The organism is Rhodanobacter humi (assembly GCF_041107455.1).
Classification (GTDB): Bacteria; Pseudomonadota; Gammaproteobacteria; order Xanthomonadales; family Rhodanobacteraceae; genus Rhodanobacter_A.
The window spans coordinates 1255395-1276682 of sequence record NZ_JBGBPY010000001.1; the positions used below are offsets into that span (position 1 = coordinate 1255395).

12 protein-coding genes are annotated in these 21288 nt (G+C 67.9%); 4 read left to right on the forward strand and 8 right to left on the reverse strand.

Annotated elements, in window-relative coordinates; all coding sequences use genetic code 11:
- Positions 1 to 34: 34 nt before the first annotated feature.
- The 3 genes from AB7878_RS05660 to AB7878_RS05670 all read right to left on the reverse strand — a co-directional run bounded on the left by AB7878_RS05660 (position 35) and on the right by AB7878_RS05670 (position 4737).
- Positions 35 to 481 carry a response regulator gene (locus AB7878_RS05660; protein WP_369493420.1) on the reverse strand — a complete coding sequence of 149 codons (447 nt, stop codon included), beginning with the start codon at positions 479 to 481 and terminating at the stop codon, positions 35 to 37.
- On the reverse strand, positions 478 to 2274 hold the full coding sequence (locus AB7878_RS05665) for a sensor histidine kinase (RefSeq protein WP_369493421.1): 1797 nt from the start codon (positions 2272 to 2274) through the stop codon (positions 478 to 480). Before AB7878_RS05665 ends, AB7878_RS05660 begins: the two co-directional genes overlap by 4 nt.
- Before the next feature lie 114 nt (positions 2275 to 2388).
- Positions 2389 to 4737 carry a GH92 family glycosyl hydrolase gene (locus AB7878_RS05670; protein ID WP_369493422.1) on the reverse strand — a complete coding sequence of 783 codons (2349 nt, stop codon included), beginning with the start codon at positions 4735 to 4737 and terminating at the stop codon, positions 2389 to 2391.
- Positions 4738 to 4883: 146 nt separating this feature from the next.
- Between AB7878_RS05670 and AB7878_RS05675 the strand changes: the two genes are divergently transcribed.
- The 4 genes from AB7878_RS05675 to AB7878_RS05690 are packed head-to-tail and all read left to right on the forward strand — an operon-like array spanning position 4884 to position 9525.
- A complete protein-coding gene (locus tag AB7878_RS05675) occupies positions 4884 to 5942 on the forward strand; it encodes a LacI family DNA-binding transcriptional regulator (RefSeq protein ID WP_369493423.1) in 1059 nt (352 codons plus the stop codon).
- A gap of 29 nt (positions 5943 to 5971) precedes the next feature.
- The gene (fucP, locus tag AB7878_RS05680; RefSeq protein WP_369493424.1) at positions 5972 to 7291 is read left to right on the forward strand and encodes an L-fucose:H+ symporter permease; all 1320 of its coding nucleotides are present in this window, start codon (positions 5972 to 5974) and stop codon (positions 7289 to 7291) included.
- Between the two features lie 9 nt (positions 7292 to 7300).
- Positions 7301 to 8275 carry a carbohydrate kinase family protein gene (locus AB7878_RS05685; protein ID WP_369493425.1) on the forward strand — a complete coding sequence of 325 codons (975 nt, stop codon included), beginning with the start codon at positions 7301 to 7303 and terminating at the stop codon, positions 8273 to 8275.
- Between the two features lie 11 nt (positions 8276 to 8286).
- Positions 8287 to 9525: an AGE family epimerase/isomerase gene (locus AB7878_RS05690; RefSeq protein WP_369493426.1), complete on the forward strand. Its 1239-nt coding sequence runs from the start codon at positions 8287 to 8289 to the stop codon at positions 9523 to 9525.
- 169 nt (positions 9526 to 9694) lie between these two features.
- On the opposite strand, the gene AB7878_RS05695 is transcribed toward AB7878_RS05690, so the two are convergent.
- The 5 genes from AB7878_RS05695 to AB7878_RS05715 all read right to left on the reverse strand — a co-directional run bounded on the left by AB7878_RS05695 (position 9695) and on the right by AB7878_RS05715 (position 21279).
- Positions 9695 to 12685, reverse strand: coding sequence for a TonB-dependent receptor plug domain-containing protein (locus tag AB7878_RS05695; RefSeq protein ID WP_369493427.1), 2991 nt, complete (start codon positions 12683 to 12685; stop codon positions 9695 to 9697).
- A gap of 353 nt (positions 12686 to 13038) precedes the next feature.
- Positions 13039 to 14400 carry an alpha-L-fucosidase gene (locus AB7878_RS05700; protein WP_369493428.1) on the reverse strand — a complete coding sequence of 454 codons (1362 nt, stop codon included), beginning with the start codon at positions 14398 to 14400 and terminating at the stop codon, positions 13039 to 13041.
- Positions 14401 to 14658: 258 nt separating this feature from the next.
- Entirely contained in the window at positions 14659 to 17106 is a 2448-nt protein-coding gene (locus AB7878_RS05705; protein WP_369493429.1) for a GH92 family glycosyl hydrolase, read from the reverse strand.
- A gap of 157 nt (positions 17107 to 17263) precedes the next feature.
- Positions 17264 to 18715, reverse strand: coding sequence for a glycoside hydrolase family 125 protein (locus AB7878_RS05710; protein WP_369493430.1), 1452 nt, complete (start codon positions 18713 to 18715; stop codon positions 17264 to 17266).
- Positions 18712 to 21279, reverse strand: coding sequence for a glycoside hydrolase family 3 C-terminal domain-containing protein (locus AB7878_RS05715; RefSeq protein WP_439653821.1), 2568 nt, complete (start codon positions 21277 to 21279; stop codon positions 18712 to 18714). Before AB7878_RS05715 ends, AB7878_RS05710 begins: the two co-directional genes overlap by 4 nt.
- Between the last annotated feature and the right edge of the window lie 9 nt (positions 21280 to 21288).

The window sequence follows — 21288 nt, forward strand, 5'->3', positions numbered from 1 at the left end:
ATGGTAACCCCTGATCGCCGATCGCGATTCCGCATCACTCCTGTTCGGGCGCCTGGTTCAGTACCGCCCAGAACTGCCCCAGCGTGCGCACCGCGGTGAAGAACTGGTCGACGTCCACCGGCTTGATCACGTAGGCGTTGACGCCGAGGTCCCAGCTGCGCGCCAGGTCGCTCTCCTCGCGCGAGGAGGACAGGATCACCACCGGGATGCGCCGCAGGTGCTCGTCGGCGCGCATGCGGGTGAGCACTTCCAGGCCGTCCATGCGCGGCATCTTGATGTCCAGCAGCACCACCGCCGGGTTGCCGGGCTCGCGCGTGGCCCAGGCGCCACGGCACTGCAGCCAGTCCATGCACTCCACGCCGTCCTCGAGGTGCACCACCGGGTTGGCGAGGTTCGCCTCGCGCAGCGCGTCCAGCGACATTTCGGCGTCGGCCATGCTGTCCTCGACGAGCAGGATGGTGCGGATGTGGCGATTGATCATGTGGTTCTCTCGGTTGATGTGCCGGACAGATCCCGCGCCGGCAGTGAAAAGTGGAAACGCGCCCCGCGCTCCGGCTCGGCCTCGGCCCAGACCCGGCCGCCATGGCGGGCGAGGATGCGCCGCACGTTGGCCAGGCCGATGCCGTTGCCGGGGAAATCCGAAGTGCGATGCAGGCGCTGGAACACGCCGAAGAGCTTGTCGGCGTACTGCATGTCGAAGCCGGCGCCGTCGTCGCTGACGGTGAACTCGTAGTCGCCGTTGCGGCCGCGCCGCACGTCCACCGCGATATGCGCGACTTCGCGCTGGCCGGTGTACTTCACCGCGTTGCCGATCAGGTTCTGCCACACCGTGCGCAGCATGTTCTCGTCGCCGACCACGATCGGCAGCGGCGCGATCGACCAGCTGATGCGCCGCCCCGGCGCCTCCGCCTCGCTCAATGCGCGCGCCTCCTCGGCCAGCGACTGCATGTCCACCGGCTGCAGGCGCAGCGCGCCGCGACCCAGGCGCGAGAACACCAGCAGGTCGTCGATCAGCTGCGCCATGCGCTGCGCCGAGTTGCCGATCACGTCGAGGTAGTGACTGCCGGTGTCGTCCACCCGCTCGCCCAGGTGCTGGCGCAGCTTGCGTGCGAAGCCGGCGATGTGGCGCAGCGGCGCGCGCAGGTCGTGCGAGACGGAGTAGCTGAACGCCTCCAGCTCGCGGTTGACGTCGGAAACCTGCGCGACCTTGCCTTCCAGCTGGTGGTTCAGCTCGTTGACCTTCTGCTCGGCCAGCGCGCGCGCGGTGACGTCGCTCACCGTGAGCAGCAGCGCCTGCGCGTCGCTGTCCTGCTGCTGGATGCGCCGTGCGTTGATCACCACGTGGCGGTCCACGCCGTCGACGGTGCGCTGCACCAGCTCGTAGTCCCACAGCTCGCGGTTGCGCAGCAGCACGTCGTTGAGCCGCTGCAGCAGCGCGCCGTCGCTCCAGGCGCCGTCGCCGATCTGCGGCAGCGGCAGCGCGCGGTGGTGCTTCGGGTCCAGCCCGTACAGCTCGCTGAAGGCGGCGTTCACCAGCAGGCTGCGCAGCTGTTCGTCGAACAGCGCGATCGGCTCGCGCACCGCCTGCACGATCATCTGCGAGCGCAGCACCGCGCGGCCTTCGCGGGTTTCCGCCAGCAGGCGCTTGCCGATCTGCCGCTCGGAGGAGATCACCACCACGATCAGCAGCACCAGCTGCGCCAGCGCGGTGAGCCCGAGCACGAACTGGCCGCGACTCACCTGCTGCTCGACGTCGCGGGTACGGTCGACCAGCAGGCGGTCCTCGGTCTGCGCGATGCCGTCGATCAACTCGTGCATGTGGAACAGGTCGCCGGTGTCGCGCAGCGACTGACGCGCACCGGCGGCATCGCCCTGGCGCAGCCGCACGAGCGCCTGGTCCACCAGGATGATGCGGCCGTTGGTGACGCTCTCCAGCGCACCGATGCGCGCCTGCTGGTCGGGGTTGTCGCGGGTGAGGCCGCGCAGCTGCGCCAGCAGGGCCGGCACCTGACTCTTCGCGCCGCCGGCGCGCTGCTCGGTCGACGGGTCGCCGTCGCCGGCGAGAATGCGATAGCTCGCCGCCTCGCTGTCGCGGATCAGGTAGGCGATGCGGTAGGTGAGCGCCTTGACCGTGCTGGCGTGGTTGAGCCAGAGGTTGGCCTGCTGCGTCTCGTCGGCCATCACCCGCGTGGCGAGATACGGCAGCACCACGATGACGACCATCGCGAGCAGCAGACCGGCGACGCGCCAGCGCAGCAGACCCTTGACTTTCATTGGGCAGACATCATCGGCGGCTCTCGTGCGGCGTCGCCCGGGCCGGGCCGGGCCGGGCACCGGGCTATTCTGCGCAGGTTTTGCCGCCAGCCACCAGCCCGGCACAGCGACCGCTCACGGCCGATAAGCGCTCATCGCCGCCGGCCGCGCCGCCACCGCCGCGCCCCACTGCCGGTTCGGCTCGGCCTGCATCGTGAAACGCAGCTCGCCGCCGGCGAGGATCTCGCCGTGGCGCAGGTAGACCCGGTCCAGCGGCTTGCCGTTCAGCGTCACCGCGCCGACGTAGGGATGCGCGTCGTCCAGATGCTCGGCCACCACGGTGAAGGTGCGGCCGTTCGGCAGGTGGATCGCCGCCTTGGGCACGAACGGCCTGCCGATCGCGTACTCGTCGCTGGCCGGCGTCACCGGATAGAAGCCCAGCGCGGTGAAGATGTACCAGGCCGACATCTGGCCCAGGTCGTCGTTGCCGGCCAGGCCATCGGGACGCGCGGCGTACTGGCTGTCCATGATCTGCTTCAGCCTGGCTTGCGTCTTCCACGGCGCGCCGGCGTAGTCGTACAGGTAGGCGATGTGGTGGCTGGGTTCGTTGCCGTGCGCGTACCAGCCGATCAGGCCAGTGATGTCCTCCACGTTCTTGAAGTGGCCGGGATCGACCTTGGCGTCGAACAGTTCATCGAGCTTGGCGACGAATTTCGCATCGCCGCCCATCGCCGTGACCAGGCCGGCCACGTCCTGCGGCACATACCAGGAGTACTGCCAGGCGTTGCCTTCGGTGTAGTCGCTGCCGTAACCGGCGTAGGTGGGATCGAACGGGGTGCGGAACTGGCCGTTGCCGAGTTTCGCACGCATAAAGCCGGTGCCGGGATCCCAGGCATTGCGCCAGTTCGCGGCGCGCTTTTCGAACGTGGCGTAGGTGTCGTGCCGGCCCATCGCCTTCGCCATCTGCGCCAGCGACCAGTCGTCGTAGGCGTATTCCAGCGTCTTGGAGGCGGCCTCGGGCTCCTTGTCGATCGGCACGTAGCCCAGCTTCATGTAGTCGGCGAGGTCGCCGTAGGGGCCGTAGGTAGCGCTCGCCACCATCGCCTTCAGCGCCGCCTCCGCGTCGAAGCCGCGCACGCCCTTGATGTACGCATCGGCGATCACCGGCACCGCGTGGTAGCCGATCATGCACCAGGTTTCCAGGCCCTGGTACGCCCACACCGGCAGGATGCCGAACGGGCTGTCCTGCTGCGCCGCGATCAGCGAGCGGATGAATTGCGTGCTGAGGTCGGGCCGCAGCAGCACCATCAGCGGTTCCTCGGCGCGGTACACGTCCCACATCGACCAGCTGGAATAGAAGTCGAAAGCCCCTTGCTTGTCCTGGGCCTTGTGCACCTGGTGGTCGGGGCCGCGGTATTCGCCGTTGACGTCCATGCTCAGCGTGGGCGCCAGCATCGCGTGGTAGAGCGAGGTGTAGAACTGGGTGCGCTGGTCCGGCGTGCCGGACACGTCGATCGCCGACAGCGCCTTGTTCCATGCCGCGGTGGCGTCGGCACGGCGGGCGTCGAAGTCCCAGCCATTGCCGTCCTGGTCGAGGTTCGCGATCGCGTTCGCCTCGCTCACCGGGGAGATCGCCACCTTCACCAGCAGCGGCTGGGCGAGCTTGCCGAAGTCGAACACGCCTTCCAGCGCGCGACCGTTCTCGGCGTCGTGGTCCTCGGGCTGGTTGCCCGGGCCCTTGAAGCCCTTGTAGAGCACGTCCGACTCGCGGTCGTACAGCGTGCGCGAGACCATCGGCCGGTTGAAGCGCATCGCGAAACACAGCTCGCGCCCCGGCGCCCAGCCGCGGGTGGTGCGGCAGCCGCTGACGGTGCCGTCGGCGCGCACGCGCAGGCGCGACCACAGCACCTTGCCGGGGTAGTCGTAGATGCTGGGGCGCAGGTCGAGCAGCAGGTGCGCGGGCCGATCCTTGGGGAAGGTGTAGCGGTGCCAGCCGATGCGCGTCGAGGCGGTCAGCTCCGCGCGCACGCCGTAGTCGGACAGCGTCACCGCGTAGTAGCCGGCCTGCTCCACTTCGCTGGCGTGGCTGAAGCGCGAGCGGTAGCCGCTGCCCGGCTTCGCGGGATCGCCCGGGTCCAGCTTCACGTCGCCCGCGATCGGCATCACCAGCACGTCACCCAGGTCCGAATGACCGGAGCCGGAGAAGTGGGTGTGCGAGAACCCCATGATGGTGGGATCGCCGTACTGGTAGCCGGCCGCCCACTTGTAGGCGTGCTTGAAGTCCGGCATCGCGGTGTCGGGCGAGAGCTGGATCATCCCGAACGGCACGGTGGCGCCGGGGAAGGTGTGGCCGTCGCCGCCGGTGCCGATGCGCGGATCGACCTCGGCCGCATGGCCGTTCGCCGCCACCGCGCCGGTGGAGCACAGGACCAGGCTGGCGGCCAGCGCGAACATCAGCCATGCCTGCGGAGCGTGCTGCTTCATGGACCTTCCCCTTGCATCAAAATTTGGATCGTTCCAAGCTGCAGACGCTAACACCGGGGCACGCACCGGTGCATGTTGCAACGCGGAAGCATCCGCGGCACGCTTCCGGTACATTTTGATCGTTCCAATCGCCCACGACGACGAGCATGGCCACGGACAGCACGCCTCACGCCAATCGCAAGGTTACCCTCGCCGACATCGCCGCAGGCTGCGATGTGTCACGCGCCACGGTCTCACTGGTGCTGCGCGGCAGCCCCTTGGTGAACAAGCTCACCCGTGCCCGGGTGGAAGAAGAGCTGCGCCGGCAAGGGTACGTGTACAACCGCGCCGCCGCCAACCTGCGCCGGCGCACCTCGTCCAGCATCGCACTGGTGCTGAACGACCTCGCCAATCCGTTCTTCGCCGAGTTTGCCACGGGCGTGGACGAGGCGCTGGGCGGCGCCGGCTACATCACCCTGCTCGGCAGCACCGGCGAATCGGTCGCGCGCGAACAGGCGGTGCTCGCCTCGCTGCTCGAACACGACCCGGCCGGCATCATCCTCTCGCCCGCCGAGGGCAGCGACGCCGGCAGCGTGCTGCGGACGATCGGCTTGCGCACGCCGATGGTGCTGTTCAACCGCGAGCTCGGCGGCAAGGCCTCGCCCGAGGCGCCCTGGGACCGGCTGATGCTGGACAACCAGCGCGGCGCGCGACTGGCCACCGAGCACCTGATCGCGCTGGGCCAGCAGCGCATCGCGTTCTTCGGCGGCCACGCCAGCTCCAGCTCCTGCCAGCAGCGCCACGCCGGCTACGTCGAGGCCATGAAGGCGGCGGGCCTGACCATCGAACCGCACTGGCGCATCGAATGCGCGCCGAACCGCGTGGACGCGGCGGCGCAATGCGGCGCGCTGTTCTTCGACGCGCCCGCACCCACCGCGGCGGTCTGCTACAACGACGCGGTGGCGCTGGGCCTGATGCTGGGCCTGTACCAGCGCGGCATCCGGCCGGGCCGCGATTTCGCCGTCACCGGCTTCGACGACATCGCCGAAGCCGGACTCAGCGCACCGCCGCTCACCACGCTCGCCTCCACGCCGCGTGCGCGCGGTCGCCAGGCCGCCGAACTGCTGCTGCAGCGGCTGCGCGACCCGCAGGCGCCGGCGCAACGCACCGTGGTCCCGGTGCAACTGGTGGTGCGCGGCAGCAGCTGTCCGCCACCCAGCGCCTGAGCGCACAGCTTCCTACAGAGGGGAACCGCATGGCCTTCACCGCACCACTACCGACCACCACCGCGGGCACGGGCGCCGACAGCGGCCGTTACACCGACTACCCCGGCGCGCTGGCGGCGACCACCGCGGTGTTCTTCATGTGGGGCTTCCTCACCGCGTTGAACGACAGCCTGATCCCGCACCTCAAGGCGGTGTTCGAGTTGAACTACACCCGCGCGATGCTGGTGCAGTTCACCTTCTTCGGCGCGTACTTCCTGATGTCGCTGCCTTCGGGCCGGCTGGTGGCGCACCTGGGCTTCAAGCGCGGTATGGTGGCCGGGCTGGCCATCGCCGGCGTGGGCGCGGCGGCGTTCTGGCCCGCCGCGCAGTGGCACAGCTATCCCTTGTTCCTCAGCGCGCTGTTCGTGCTGGCCACCGGCATCACCGTGCTGCAGGTGGCGGCCAACCCCTACGTGGCCCTGCTCGGGCCGCCGCGCACCGGTTCCAGCCGACTCACCCTGGCGCAGGCACTGAACTCGCTGGGCACCACGCTGGCGCCGTTGTTCGGCGGCTGGCTGATCCTCTCCAACACCGTGCTGGGCAGCGCGCAGGTGACGGCATTGCCGGCGGCGGAGCAACTGGCCTACCGCACCCACGAGGCGCAATCGGTGCAGGGGCCGTACATCGGCCTGGCGCTGGTGCTGGTGCTGCTGGCGGTGATCGTGGGCCTGTTCCGCCTGCCCGCGCTGGCCGAGAACACCGAGCAGGCCGACCGCGAGAAGCACACCCTGCTCGACGCGCTGCGCCAACCGCACGTGAAGTTCGGCGTGCTGGCGATCTTCTTCTATGTGGGCGCCGAGGTGTCGATCGGCAGCTTCCTGGTGAACTATCTGTCGCAGCCGGAGATCGGCCACATCAGCGAGCAGCAGGCCTCGCACTACGTGGCGTGGTACTGGGGCGGCGCGATGGTCGGCCGGCTGGCCGGCTCGGCGCTGCTGGCGTGGCTGGATCCGCGCAAGTTGCTGGCGGCATTCGCCCTGATCGCCGGCGCGCTGGTGCTGACCAGCATGCTCACCCATGGCGACGTGGCGATGGTCAGCATCATCGCCGTGGGCCTGTTCAACTCGATCATGTTCCCCACCATCTTCGCGCTCGGCATCGAGCGGCTGGGACCGCTCACCGACAAGGCGTCGAGCCTGCTGATCATGGCCATCGTGGGCGGCGCGCTGGTGCCGCTGGCGCAAGGCTTCCTGGCCGACCACATCGGCATCCAGCATGCCTTCGTGCTGCCGCTGCTGTGCTACGCCTACATCGTTTTCTACGGTCGCCGCGGCTCGAAGGTTCGCGACATCGCTACCGATCCAAGGTAATCCCGTCCCATGCATTCCATCCTCTGCTTCGGCGAAGCACTGATCGATTTCCACGCCGAGGGCCGCGATCCGCACGGCTACCCACGCGCCTTCGTGCCGTTCGCCGGCGGCGCCCCCGCCAACGTGGCGGTGGCGGTGGCGAAGCTCGGCGGCACCGCGCGCTTCGCCGGCATGCTGGGCACCGACCTGTTCGGCGACCTGCTGCTGGACAGCCTGCAGCACGCCGGCGTGGACACCCGCGACGTGGCGCGCACCGGCGAGGCGAACACCGCGCTGGCCTTCGTGGCGCTGGACGCTCACGGCGAACGCAGCTTCAGCTTCTATCGCCCGCCCTCGGCCGACCTGCTGTTCCGTCCCGAACACTTCCGCGCCGATGCGTTCGCCGATACCGCGGTGTTCCACGTCTGCTCCAACAGCATGACCGAACCCGACGCCGCGGAAACCACGCGCGAGGGCATGCGCCGCGCGCATGCCGCCGGCGCGCTGGTGAGCTTCGACCTCAACCTGCGCCCTGCGCTGTGGCCGCTCGACGTGGATGCGCGCCCCCGGGTCTGGCCGGCGCTGGAACTGGCCGACCTGGTGAAGCTCAGCGCCGAGGAATTCGCCTGGCTGGCCGTGGACGGCGAAGCCGCCGTGCTCGAACGCCTGTGGCAAGGCCACACGCGCCTGCTGGTGGTCACCGACGGCCCCAATCCCCTGCGCTGGTTCCACCCCGATGCCGAGGGCGAACTGCCGGCCTACCGCGTGCCGGCGGTGGACAGCACCGCGGCCGGCGACGCCTTCGTCGGCGGCCTGCTGCAGCAGCTGGCCGAGCAGGAAATCGGCGCCGCCGGACTCGACAACCTGGTCAGCATGCTGCCGCGCCTGCACGCCACCCTGCGCCATGCCGCCGCCGCCGGCGCGCTGGCGGTGACCCGGCAAGGCTCGTTCGCCTCGTTGCCGACCACCGACGAAGTCCACGCCTTCATGGCATCCCACGCCTGAGTCCTGCATCCATGAGTCATGTCTTGCCCGCCACGCCGCTGCCCGATTTCCGCTCGCCCGCCTTCCTGCGTCGGCACATCGCCGACACCATGGCGTTCTACCACCCGCACGCGATCGACCCGGCCGGCGGTTTCTTCCACTACTACAAGGACGACGGCGCGATCTACGACCGCAGCCATCGCCACCTGGTGAGCAGCACGCGCTTCGTCTTCAACTACGCGATGGCCGCGCTGGAGTTCGGCGCGGACGCGCAGCTCGCCGCCGAATACCGCGACGCCCTGCAGCACGGCCTGCGCTACCTGCGCGACGCGCACCACAACCCGCAGACCGGCGGCTACGCTTGGACGATACGCGACGGCCAGCCGGAAGACCGCACCAACCACGCCTACGGCATCGCCTTCGTGCTGCTGGCTTATGCCAGCGCACGCAAGGCCGGCGTCGCCGAAGCCGCCGCGTGGATGGACGAAACGTGGGAACTGCTGGAACGCCGGTTCTGGGACGCCGAGGCCGGCCTGTACCGCGACGAGGCCGACGCCGACTGGCACTTCAGCGGCTACCGCGGCCAGAACGCGAACATGCACATGTGCGAGGCGATGCTGGCCGCCTACCAGGCCAGCGACGAGCCGCGCTACCTCGACCGTGCACTCACGCTCGCCGACCACATGACGCGCCGCCAGGCCGCGCTCGCCGACGGCCTGGTGTGGGAACACTACGACGCCGAGTGGCGCATCGACTGGGACTACAACCGCGACAACCCCAAGCACCTGTTCCGCCCCTGGGGCTTCCAGCCCGGCCACCAGACCGAGTGGGCCAAGCTGCTGCTGATCCTCGAACCGCTGCTGCTGGAACGCAACCGCGAGGAGCGCTGGCTGCTGCCGACCGCCCGCCACCTGTTCGACACCGCGGTGAAGCATGCCTGGGACGAGGCGCACGGCGGCCTGTGCTACGGCTTCGCGCCCGACGGCCAAGTGTGCGACGACGACAAGTACTTCTGGGTGCAGGCCGAGTCGCTGGCTGCCGCCGCCCTGCTGCACGCACGCACCGGCGACGCCGGCTACGCCGCGTGGTACGACAAGCTGTGGGCCTACTCGTGGCAGCACTTCGTCGACCACGAGTACGGCGCGTGGTATCGCATCCTCACGGTCGACAACCGCAAGTACAGCGACGAGAAGAGTCCCGCCGGCAAGGTGGATTACCACACCATGGGCGCCTGCCACGAGCTGCTGCAGCTGTACGGCCCGGCAGCCTGAGCCCGACAGCATTCCCCTGCGCGCCGCGCACTGCGGCGCGTTTTTTTGTGCCGGCGATTTGCACGCGTCGCGTCAGCGATGGCCCGAAGGGCGACCGCCAAGGATGGTGGTCGCAAAAAAAGCCCCGGCCGAAGCCGGGGCTGGGGGAACAAGCTCAACCTGAGAGGGATCAGTTGAACTTGTAATCGAACGACAGGAACATTTCGCGGCCGGTGTATTCATCGGCGGTCTGGTTGGTCGGGACGAACTCGAAGCCACCGGAGTAGTACGGGATCGCCCCCATCTTGTCGAAGATGTTGGACACGGTGAAGGTGACCTTGGTCTCCGGGTTGATCTGCCAGCCGACCGAGCCGTTCCAGGTGATCCACGGCGGCACACGGCCCGTGTACATGGTGTCGTTCACGACTTGGGTGCCGCCGTTGTACGCCACCGTGCAGACGCCGGTGCTGTAGACGGTGCCGTTGGCCGCGGTAGCCGTGCCCATGCCCGGCTGGATGCCGTTGTCCAGCACGTTGCAGCCACCGTAGTTGTTGGCGCGCACGCTGCCGACACGCACGCCGGAGATCGACGCGTCCCAGTCACCCTTGTGCCAGGTGGCCATCCACGTGACCCTGCTCGCCGCGTTGTTGTAACGGGTGTTCAACAGCGGGTCGGAAGCCAGCACGCGCTGCTTGTACGAGAGGTTGTCGGTATAGACGATGTTGGCGGTGAAGTCGCCGTAATCCTCGCTGCGCCACTTGTAGTCCAGCGAGGCGTCCACGCCGCTCACGTACAGCGAAGCCTCGTTGATCGGGCCGGAGTGCACCGTATTGATGGTGCCATCCGCATTGCGCTGGACCATGCCGATCACCATCTGGCAATACGCCGAACCCGCACCATGCGCCGTGTATGGCTCCAGCGTGCTGGTGCCCACGACCTGCAAGCCGGTAAGGCAACCTGCCTCGTCCTGCAACACGGTGGTGTTGCCGAGGTACTGGATGGAGTTGTCCACACCCATGTGCCAGTAGTCGGCGGATACCGACAAGCCCTCGACGCCCGCCACCTGCCACACGAAACCGTAGGTCCAGGAGTGACCGGTTTCCGGCAGCAGCAGCTTGTTGCCACCCGTCAGCGACGTGTAGTACTGCGACTGCGGACGCTGGATGTTGCCGTTGCACCATGTGTTGTTGGTGTCGCCTGCCTTGAGCGCGTTGATGCAGGTCAGGTCATCCCTATAGATGCCCACCGGCACGGTGGAGCCGGTCTGGTACACCGCCTGCATGTCCGGCGCCTTGAAGTTGGTGCCGTAGCTGCCGCGGATCAGCAGGCTGTCCAAGGGGCGCCATTCGAGACCGGTGCCCCAGGTGCGGGCCACGTCGGCGCGGCTGTGGTCGTTGTACTTGTCCAGGCGGCCGGAGATGGTCCAGGTCAGCGAATCCAGGACCGGCACGCGGAACTCCGTGCCCAGCGAGTAGCGCTGGCGGTTGCCGCCACCGGTGTTGTCCGAATAGAACGGATTCACGAACGTCGCCGAATTCGATGCGCGCGCGTCGGGCGAAAGCTGGAAGCCATTGTGCGCGGCTTCCAACACCGCCGCCCAGCCCACCGACTGGTCCACCCACGGCAACTTGAACAGGTCACCGTTGATGCGGAACTGCGCCTGGTCCAGCCACGACGATGCGCTGTCCTGGCCATTGACCGCAAACTGACTGTACTGCTGCGGCGTCATCGGGTTCCACCACTGCTGCCAGTTCATGGCGTAGATGGGCGTACCGTCGGCAGTAGAGCCCAATTGCGGGCCGAGGAAGAAATTGTTCGCGGCCTGCTGATTGAAGGCCGTGTAGTCCTCATGCACGATGTACTTCTGGGTATTGAGGCTCAAATCCCAGTTGAAGTTGCCGTCGAACACGGTGCCGCGCACGCCGGTGGTGATGTTCCAGTTCTGCTCGCGGTCATGGGTATTCATCGAGGTACCCGTTTCCTGCACGGTGAACTGACGGGCGGCATTGTTGATGATCTGCCCCGTGGTCTGGTCGTAGAACTTGCCCGTACCTATGCCCCACATCTGGGTGTTGGAAGTGCCCACCGAGTCGTACAGGGCTGCCGAACCGTAGAGTTGCAGGCCGTTCTTGAAATCGTACTCTCCGGCCACGTAGCCGTTGTTGCTGCGGCTGCCCCCCGTCAGCACCCAGTTCTGGAACAGTGCGGGCTGCTTGCAGTAGTAGCCGTTGTCGGTCACACCGGTGATCTGGGTGCCATTGGTGCTGACAGTGTGTGCATGGTAGAGCTGCGAGTTGCTGAACTTGTCGCAGGTACCGGCGGGCGGCGTGATGTAGTTGCCATTGCCGTCCGTCGCGAAGAGCGCGGGGCTGTCCGGGTAACCGAACATGCGGGCATTCGGATTCCAGGCACCATAACCCGCATCGGATTCCGAATCCTGATACGGACGATCCATGCCCCACATCGGCGAGCGGTTGGATTTCTCCACGTTGTAGAGGATGTGCCAGTTTTCGCCGGACTTGCCGCCGAAGAAATTGATGTCGCCATAGGCGCGGCCACCATGCTGCGCGCCACCGCCGGTCACCTGCAATTCGTCACCCTGGTAGTTCTTCTTCAGGATCACGTTGACCACGCCTGCCACCGCGTCCGAACCGTAGATCGACGAGGCGCCGGAGGCGAGGATTTCGACACGATCGATCATGCCGGTGGGGATGTTGCTGGGGTTCTGGAAGTTGCTTTTCGCGTACAACGGCTGCGGGTAATCCACCACGCGGACGCCGTCGATCATCAACAGGCTGAAGCCAGGACCCAGGCCGCGAAGGTTGAGCGGGCGCGCGTTGACTGCGGTGGCACCCCACGAAGCGGAATCCTGCACCTGCGGGCCCATCTGCGGCAGCGAGTCCAGGAATTCCCACATGGTGGTGAAGCCCTGCTTCTTGATCTCCGCGCCGGTGATGGTGACCACGGGCGCATCGCCCTCGATCTGCACGCGCGGGATCATCGAGCCGGTGACCGTCACCGCCTTCAGGTTCACCGCCTTGTTCTGGCTGGGAGCCGGCGTCGGAGCCGACTGATCGCCCGTCGAGGACGCCGTCTGCCCGTAGGCGACCAGCGGCGACAGCAGGGCAATGGAAAGCGCACTCACGAGTGCGTTGCGACGCAATGCGATGGCATGACGCATGGAAACCCCTCCCTCAAACATGTTTGTAGTTAGTGACCGTTGCCGCGTGGCTGGCGAGACACCCCTGAATCCCCAGCCCTTTGTCGATTCGGCTTCGCTGCCTCGATCGATTGGATCGTGTCAATAAACGATGAAACCTCAGCGAGTCACGACTTGCACAGACCCGCAAACCACTCGTAATTCCCTGCGAATACTGCACAGGCAGGCGTTACGTAAAGTTTAGATCGATTTATATATGAAACTATCACTCGCCCATGAACGTTGCAAGCGGCATTGCAATATGGCGGTCACTTCCATCGGGCAGGCTGCCGGCGGATGGCTCCGCGGCATCGCCATCCGCCGTCCACTGCGGCTCAGTTGCTCTCGATCGGCTTTACTTCGTCGTGGAACAGGCGCACCGGCCCGTCCAGGGTGAGCGCCAGCACGGTGACCTCGGGGTCCAGCGTGGCGGGCGGCACGGCGATGTAGAGCAGGCCCGGCACCTTGCTCCAGTACGGCTTGCCCACCACCTGGGTATCGAGCGTGGTGCCGTTGCCGACCACACGTGCGTGCAGCACCCGGTTCATCAGGCCCTTCACCAGCACCGGCCCGTTCGGACGTCCATCCACGAACAGGTACAGCGTGCTGCCGTCCTTGGACAGCGTGCTGGAACCGGCGTAGTAGTCCTTGGGGATACCGGCCTGGCTGCCGTAGATCGCCTCCGCGTGCTTGTGCGTCCAGCGGCCGATCTGTTTCAGCGTGTCGACCTCCTGCTGCGGGATCGTGCCGTCGGCGCGCGGGCCGATGTCGAGCAGCAGGTTGCCGCCCATGCCGACGGTGTCGGCGAGGATGCGGATCAGCTGGTTCGCGCTCTTGAAGTGCTGGTCGTTCGGCTGCCAGCCCCAGGAGTTGTTCATGGTCAGGCACAGCTCCCAGTATTTCTGGGGCGGCGGCGTGATCGGCACGCCCTGCTCCGGCGTGGCGTAGTCGCCGTAGCCGGCGAGGCGCGAGTTGATTATGGCCATGGGGTTGCGCGCCAGCAGCATCTCGCGATCCTGCTTCGCGTGCCACTCCTCGGCGCTGTGCTCCCAGTCGCCGTCGAACCAGTAGAGATCCGGGTTGTAGCGCCGCGACAAGTCCTTCAACTGGCCTTGGTAGTACGTCACGAAGCGATCCCAGCGAGCGGGGTCGGCCTTGGCGTCGTAGCGCGACTCGGTCTTGGTGAAGCCGGGGTAGTCCTTGTACGACCAGTCGATCAGCGAGAAGTACAGGCCCACCTTGATGCCGTCCTTGCGCAGCGCCTGCACGAACGGCCCGACCAGGTCGCGCTTCGCCGGCGTGTCCTTCACCACGTTGAGGCCTTGCGCGGTATCCCACAGCGCCACGCCATCGTGGTGCTTCGCGGTGAGCACCGCGTAGCGCGCGCCGCTTTCGCGGATCAGGTCGGCCCAGGCCTGCGGGTGGTAGTCCGCCGCGGTGAAGCCCTTGAGCTGCTGCATGTAGTGGTCGTGGCTGACGTAGCCGTCGAAGAACGACCACGACTCGTCGATGCCGTCCACCGCGTAGATGCCCCAGTGGATGAAGATGCCGAACTTCGCGTCGGCGAACCATTGCATGCGCTGCGCTTCGTTGGGCGCGGTTTCCGTGGCTGCCGCTGCCGCCGCGGCAGCCGGCGCCGCCGCGTGCGCAGCGAGGCTGACGAGTGCGCACGCAAGTAGCAGACCGAATCGTTTCATGTGAATCACCAGCTCATCTCCCGCACGTCGTTCACGCGAAAACGCCCTGCTGCATGGAATATTCCACGGTTGCCTTTCTCCCCTCTCCCTCCGGGAGAGGGGGCGGGGGAGAGGGTTCGGTCTTGCCGCAGCCCTTCGATCCGCCCGAACCCTCTCCCGCCTGTCGGCACCCTCTCCCGGAGGGAGAGGGGCTCACCCATCGGCATTTGCGCGAATTCGAGTCGCCTGGTTTCGTTGCTCAACCGAGAATGCACGTTCTCAAGCCTTGTCCGCGGCAGTAGCAGCGTGGCCGAACGAAGGCGGCCTATCCTCCGGCGCGGCGCCGAACTTCTTGTTCGGCGTGGCGCCCATCTCGAACGCCAGCGTGCCGCCGGCGGCGAGTTCGGCGTGGCTGATCCAGCTCTTCGTCCACGGTTTGCCGTTCCAGGTCACCGACTGGATGTAGGCCTTGCCCGGACCGTTGCCCTTCGCCTCGACGACGAGCTTCCGGCCCTGGCCCACATCCACCTCGGCGCGATCCAGCAGCGGACTGCCGAACACGTAGTTCGTGCTCACCGGATCGACCGCGTACAGGCCCAGCGCGCTCAGGATGTACCACGCGCTCATCTGGCCGCAGTCCTCGTTGCCGGCGAGGCCGTCCGGCGCCGGCGGATACATGGTTTCCAGCAGCATGCGCACGCGCGACTGCGTCTTCCAGTGCGCGCCGGTGTAGGCATAGAGGTAGGCCACATGATGGCTGGGCTCGTTGCCGTGCGCGTACTGGCCGATCATGCCGGCGATGTCCGGCGGCGCGTCGGCGGGCAGTGCGGAGCTGGTGGTGAACAGTTCGTCCAGCTTGCGCTCGAACGCGACCACGCCGCCGAACATCGGCATGTAGCCGTACAGGTCGTGCTGGTTGAGGAAGGTGGCCTCCCACGGGTTCGACTCGGTGAAGTCGCGCCACTTGTCCCAATGCCCCATCTCGCGCGGGTCGAACGGCTCGATCCACTTGCCGCTGCTGTCGCGCGGGCGCATGAAGGCGAGCTTCTCGTCGAACACGTGGCGGTAGTTGCGCGAGCGCGAGCGCAGTTTCTCCGCGTCGTCCTTCGCGCCGAGGCGCTCAGCCATGTCCGCCAGCGCCCAATCGTCGTAGGCGTATTCCAGCGTCTTGCTCACCGCCTCCCATTCCTTGTCGGCCGGGATGAAGCCCAGCTTGCGGTACCACGGCAGGCCGCGGTAATCGTCGTCGAAGGCACGCTTGCGGAAGATCGGCCACGCCTTCGCGTAGTCGACGCCGGCGAAGCCCTTGGCCTGCGCCTCGGCGATCACCACGGCGGAGTGGTAGCCGATCATGGTGCCGGTCTCCACGCCCTGCAGCGGCCACACCGGCGGGCCCTCGGGGCTCTCCGCCGCCATGCGCACCAGGCCATTGACGATGTCCGGCACCTTGTCGGGCTGGACCAGCGTGTACAGCGGGTGCAGTGCGCGGTAGGTATCCCACAGCGAATAGGTGCTGTAGTTGTGCTGGCCTTGCGGCAACTGGTGCACGGCGAGGTCCATGCCGCGGTAACGGCCATCCACGTCGCCGAACAGGGTGGGCGCCAGCATGGTGTGGTACAGCGCGCTGTAGAACGTGCGCTTCACCGGCGCCGACGGCGTGTCGATGCGGATGCGCGACAGCTCGCTTTCCCAGCTGTCCGCCGCGGCCTGCCGCACGCGCTCGAAGTCCCAGGCGGGCAGGTCGGATTCCAGGTTGCGCAGCGCGCCGGCCACGTCCACGCCGGAGATGCCCACCTTCACCAGCAGCGGCGCCTTCGCCGCGTCGTCCAGGTGCAGGGCGGCCTTGAGATGCGTGCCCTTCGCCTCGGCCGTGCCGCTGGGCAGCGGCTGGTTCTCGTTGTACAGCGTGGCCTGCGTGAATGGCCGCGACAACTTCATCGCGAAATAGATGTGCCGCCCGTTCGCCCACTGGTGCACGCGGCGGCCGCCGACCAGGGTGTCCTTGCCGACCAGTTTCAGCGAGGCGTCCGACACCTTGCACGGCACCTTGGGATCGTCGTGGAAGCCGTGCGCGAGGTCGACCAGCAGGTGCGCCTTGCCGCCCTTGGCGAAGGTGTAGCGGTGCAGGCCCGCGCGCAACGTGGCGGTCAGCTCGGCGAGGATGTCGTGGTCGGTGAGGCGCACGCGGTAATAACCGGGCACGCCCTGCTCGGAGGCCTTGTCGTAGCGCGAGCGATAGCCCTTGCCCGGATGCGCCACCATGTCCGTCGTCAGGTGCGGCCCGTGCGCCGCGCCATCGAACTTCGAGTAGTAGTTGTGTTCCGGCAAGCCGCGTGCGCCCGGATCGAGCAGCACCTCGCCCTGCGCGGGCATCACCAGCACGTCGAGCATGTCGCTCGCGCCGGTGCCGGAGAGATGGGTGTGCGAGAAGCCCATGATCGAGCCGTCGGCCTGGTGGTAGCCCGAGCAGGCGTCCCAGCCGAAGTCGTTGGTGTCGGGCGACAGCTGCACCATGCCCCACGGCATCGACGCTCCGGGATAGGTGTGGCCGTGGCCGCCGGTGCCCACGAACACGTCGACGAACCGCGACACGCCGTTCTTCGCCATGCCGGTCAGCGCCGCCGCGCTGCCTTGCCCGCGCGGCGCGGCGAGCGTGCCGCGCGGATCGAGGCCACCAAGCAGCGTCAGCGCTGCCGCGCCTTGCAGGAATTGTCTGCGGGTCACCATGTCGGATTCTCCTGTGGATGGGATCGTCGAAGCCTCGAATGAAACCGGGCGTCATTCCCTCGAAAGCGGGAATCCACCCGGCCGTGGGAGCCAGGGCGGAAATGGATTCCCGCTTTCGCGGGAATGACGCACGGGAAAGCGGTTGTTGGACTCGTTTTCATGGCTGATGCAGCACAGCCGGTCGTCGCGCGGCAAGCTGGACGATCAGCTCGCCGAACAGGCTGTTGGCCCAGGCGAACCAGGGCCGCGTGAAATGGGCGGGATCGTCCTGGTCGAACGCCTCGTGCATGAAACCGGTGCCGGCGTGCGTGGTCTTCAGCCAGTGCAGGCACTGGCGGATCTCGCCGGCGTCGTCGCTGGTGAGCGCACGCACCATCAGCGACATCGGCCAGATCATGCGCAGGCCCTCGTGCGGCCCACCGATGCCTTCCGCCGCCTTGCCGCGGAAGAAATACGGATTGCGGCCGCCCCATGCCCGCGCGCGGGTGCGCTGGTAGCGTGCGTCGTCGCGCGCGCAGAAGCCGAGGTACGGCAGCGACAACAGGCTGGGCACGTTGGCGTCGTCCATGAACAACTGGTTGCCGTAGCCGTCCACTTCGTAGGCCCAGAAATCCTCACCGCCCTCGTGCATCACGGCGTGCTGTTCCAGCGCCGTCTGCACTTCGCTCGCCAGCGCCTCGCAGTCGACGGCGAACGCGGCGTCGCCGTGCAGCGCGCGCGACATCTCCGCGAGCTGGCGCAGCGAGACCACGGCGTAGGCGTTCGCCGGCACGAACAACGGATAGATGCAGGCATCGTCCGAAGGCCGGAACATCGACCAGATCAGCCCCACCGGCTTCGCCGGATTGCCGTAGCCGCCCAGCGGCACGGTGTCGGTGGGCACCGCCGACGCGCGCTGGAAGTGGTACGGCCCCGGCCCATGCTTGCGCTGCTGCGCGCGGAACGTCGCCAGCACCAGGTGCATCGCGCCACGCCAGTCGTCGTCGAACGGCGCGCGGTCGCCGGTGGCCTTCCAGTAGCCGTGGGCGATGCGTATCGGCCAGCACAGCGAATCGATCTCCCACTTGCGCTCGGCCACGCCGGGTTTCATGTCGGTGAGGTCGTGCTGCGCCCACTCCAACGTGGTCTTGCCTCGCGGATCGGGCAGGAAGGCGTTCGCGTACGGATCGATAGCGATGCACAGCGCCTGGCGGCGGATCAGGCCGCGGTACAGCCGGCGCAGGGACTCGTCCTTCGCGGCCAGCGGCAGGTAGGGCCACACCTGCGCCGAGGAATCGCGCAGCCACATCGCGTCGATGTCGCCGGTGATGACGAAGGTATCCGGCTTGCCGTGCAGCGTGTCCATCTGCACCGTGGTGTCCAGCGTGTTCGGATAGCAGTTGCCGAACATCCAGGCCAGCTCGGGATCGCCGATCTTCGCCTGCACGCGGGCGATCTCCGCCTCCACTGCCGCGCTGCTGAACTTGCGCTTCGCCACGGGTGGACGATGGCAGGTGAAGCGCGCGGCTGGCGCCGTTGCCGCCAGCGCAAGGCCCGGCATCGCCAGCGCCGCCGCGCTGCCGCCAATCAGCTTGAGCAGGTCGCGACGGGTAAGCGTGTCGAATGTCATGGTGCCAGTACCCCGCGGCCGTCGATGGTGAACGGAATGGCGACGCCCGCGGCATCGCCGGGCTGACCGCCGCCGATGAAGACTCGATAACGGCCGGGCTCGACCACGCGCGTGCCAGCCGCGTCGACGCTACTCACGTCGCGCGCTGAGAGTATGAAGTCCACGCGCCGGCTTTCGCCTGGCGCGAGGTGCACGCGCTGGAAGCCCACCAGCACGTGCCGCGGCGCCTGCGGCGAGGGCGGCACGTTCAGATACGCCTGTACTACCTCGTCACCGGCACGCGAGCCGGCATTGCGCAGTTCAGCGCTCACCTGCAGCGTACCGCCCGCCTTCAGCGCACTCGCCGACAACGTGGGCGCGGCGTAAGCAAAATGCGTGTAGCTCAGCCCGTAGCCGAACGGATACAGCGGCGTGCCGCGGAAATAACGGTAGGTGCGCCCGACCATTGCGTAACTGGCGAATGGCGGCAGGTCATGCACCGAGCGATAGAACGTCACCGGCAGGCGGCCGCCGGGGTTGATGTCGCCGGCCAGCGCCTGCGCGATCGCGGTGCCGCCGGCCTGCCCCGGATACCACGCGGCGAGGATCGCGTCGGCGTGCTGCTGCGCCCAGTCCAGCGCCACCGCACCGCCGGACATCAGCACCACGATCAGCGGCTTGCCGGAGGCGGCGGCGCGTTCCAGCAGCGCGCGTTGCGGTGCCGGCAGCGCGAGATCGGTGCGGTCGCCGCCGTCGAAGCCCGGCACGTCGATCTTCAGCGCCTCGCCTTCCACGTCCGGGGACAGGCCCACGAAGGCAATCACCGCATCGGCCGCGCGCAGCGTGCGGTCGACCTCGGCGAGTTGCGCCGCGGCGGGCGCCAGCCATTGCAGGCGCACGCCCTGGTCGCGGCTGCGGTGCAACAGCTCCAGGCGCAAGGCATGCGGCCGCGCGTCGGCGAAATGCAGCTTCGCCTGCATGTTCTTGTCGTCGCCGGCGTCGACGAGCACCGGCTTGCCGTCGAGGTACAGGCGCACCGCATCGTGCGCTTCGCAGTCGAAGCAGCGATCCACGTGCACGGCCAGCACGTAGTCACCCGACCCCGGCGGCAGCAGTTCGCCGCTCCAGCGCACCGCGTAATGGCCGGCATCGAGGCCGGCGGCCGGCGCCACGCGATCCCAGTCGAAGTCGATCACGCGATCGGTGCGCGTGAGTTGCGGCGTACCGCGGAAATCGGTGTCCGCGTAGTACGCGCCGCTGAGGCCGACGGCGCCACTCGCCGTGCGCAGCGCGGTCTCCGGTACCGGTATCGGCACGCCGGCAGCCACCGGCGCGCCTTGCGCATAGCTCACGCGGTCGGCGCCGAAGCGCGTGCGCAAGCCCTGCAACGGCGTCACCGACGCGCGCGCGGTACCGTGGTAGTTCGCCTCCAGCGTCTCCAGCGTGTCCGCATCCGGGCCGATCACCGCGAGGCGCAGGCCGGGGCGCAGCGGCAGCATGTCTTGCGCGTTCTTCAGCAGCACCAGCGATTCCTGCGCCGCGCGCAAGGCCAGCGCGCGATGCACCGGGCTGTCGATCTCGCTGGCGCCGATATGCGCATACGGATCGTCGCCGCCACCGAGTTCGCCGAGCCGATAGCGCGCGGTGAACAGGCGCAGCAGCGCCGTGTCCAGCGCGGACTCGGCCGCCACGCCCTGCTGCACCGACTTGGCGAGGCTGGCGTAGGTGTGGCCGCAGTCGAGATCGGTACCGGCGCGCAGCGCGGCCGCGGCGGCCTGTGCGTCGTCGGGCTTGTAGTGATGGAACGCGGCGATGTCGCCCACCGCGTCGCAGTCGGACACCACGTAGCCTTTGAAGCCCCAGTCCTTGCGCAGGCGCGTGTTCAGCAGCGCGGCGTTCGCGCACATCGGCACGCCGTTCAAGGCGTTGTAGGAACACATCAGCGAACCGGCGCCGCCCTCGACGACCGTGGCACGGAAGGCCGGCAGGTAGCTGTCCTCCAGGTCGTGCGGCGTGACCTTCGCATCGAAGCTGTCGCGGCCGGGCTCCGGGCCGCTGTGCGCCACGAAGTGCTTGGGCGTGGCGATCGCGCGCGGATGCCGCGGGTCGTCGCCCTGGATGCCGCGCACGAAGGCCACGGCGAGGCGGCCGGTGAGGGTCGGATCCTCGCCGTAGGTTTCCTGGCCACGGCCCCAGCGCGGGTCGCGGTCGATGTTGATGTTCGGCGACCAGATCGTCAGGCCCTGGTAGCGTGCATGCGCATGGCCTGCGCCGACCGCATTGAACTTCGCGCGGGCCTCCACCGAGATCGCCGTGCCCACCGCTTCGAGCAGCGGCGCATCCCAGCTCGCGGCCAGGCCGATCGCCTGCGGGAACACGGTGGCATGGCCGTTGCGGGCATCGCCGTGCAGGCCTTCGTTCCACCAGTCGTAGGCGGGCACGCCCAGGCGAGGAATCGCCGGCGCGTCGTTCTGCAGCTGCGCCACCTTCTCCGTCAGCGTCATCTGCGCCACCAACGCCTTCGCGCGTGCGGACGCATCCTGCGCCTGCGCCACGCCCACCGCCGCCAGCAGCAACGCGAACAACGCGGTGCG

Excerpts from the sequence above, each read along its gene's own strand:
- AB7878_RS05660 (WP_369493420.1), bottom strand. The coding sequence starts at position 481 with ATGATCAATCGCCACATCCGCACCATCCTGCTCGTCGAGGACAGCATG.
- AB7878_RS05670 (WP_369493422.1), bottom strand. The coding sequence starts at position 4,737 with ATGAAGCAGCACGCTCCGCAGGCATGGCTGATGTTCGCGCTGGCCGCC.
- AB7878_RS05685 (WP_369493425.1), top strand. The coding sequence starts at position 7,301 with ATGCATTCCATCCTCTGCTTCGGCGAAGCACTGATCGATTTCCACGCC.
- AB7878_RS05705 (WP_369493429.1), bottom strand. The coding sequence starts at position 17,106 with ATGGTGACCCGCAGACAATTCCTGCAAGGCGCGGCAGCGCTGACGCTG.
- fucP (WP_369493424.1), top strand. The coding sequence starts at position 5,972 with ATGGCCTTCACCGCACCACTACCGACCACCACCGCGGGCACGGGCGCC.
- AB7878_RS05690 (WP_369493426.1), top strand. The coding sequence starts at position 8,287 with ATGAGTCATGTCTTGCCCGCCACGCCGCTGCCCGATTTCCGCTCGCCC.
- AB7878_RS05710 (WP_369493430.1), bottom strand. The coding sequence starts at position 18,715 with ATGACATTCGACACGCTTACCCGTCGCGACCTGCTCAAGCTGATTGGC.
- AB7878_RS05675 (WP_369493423.1), top strand. The coding sequence starts at position 4,884 with ATGGCCACGGACAGCACGCCTCACGCCAATCGCAAGGTTACCCTCGCC.
- AB7878_RS05700 (WP_369493428.1), bottom strand. The coding sequence starts at position 14,400 with ATGAAACGATTCGGTCTGCTACTTGCGTGCGCACTCGTCAGCCTCGCT.
- AB7878_RS05695 (WP_369493427.1), bottom strand. The coding sequence starts at position 12,685 with ATGCGTCATGCCATCGCATTGCGTCGCAACGCACTCGTGAGTGCGCTT.
- AB7878_RS05665 (WP_369493421.1), bottom strand. The coding sequence starts at position 2,274 with ATGAAAGTCAAGGGTCTGCTGCGCTGGCGCGTCGCCGGTCTGCTGCTC.